Origin of the sequence: Kitasatospora sp. SC0581, from assembly GCF_048159585.1 — a bacterium.
GTDB lineage: Bacteria > Actinomycetota > Actinomycetes > Streptomycetales > Streptomycetaceae > Kitasatospora.
The window spans coordinates 1-324 of record NZ_JBLRWA010000311.1 but is presented as its reverse complement, the minus strand read 5'-3'; the positions used below and the strand labels follow the sequence as shown (position 1 = coordinate 324).

The 324-nt window shown below is 30.6% G+C and carries 1 protein-coding gene; it reads left to right on the top strand.

From position 1 onward, the window contains the following. On the top strand, positions 1 to 324 hold a 324-nt coding region (locus ACLWS4_RS38245), incomplete at both ends, for a glycosyl hydrolase family 28-related protein (RefSeq protein WP_416876602.1).

The following is a 324-nucleotide window of genomic DNA, read 5'->3' as shown; positions in this document are numbered from 1 at the left end:
AATGGTTACAGGTATAATGTAAAAAGATTTGGCGCAAAAGGGGATGGAAAAACTAATGATACAAAGGCAATTCAAAAAGCTATAAATGCAATAGATAAGGATAAAGGTGGAGTTATTTACTTTCCTACTGGTAATTATTTAATTAAGTCTAGCTTAGTTATTAAAAAGAAAAGAAAAATTGAAATGAAAGGAGATGGAATGTCAAGTGTAATACGTGCAGTTGGTTCAAAGCAAAAACCAGTAACTTTTCCTTTAGTAACTATAACTTACCAAGGAAGCTCTAAATTCACTGCAAACAACTTACTATTTCAAATGTCACAAACT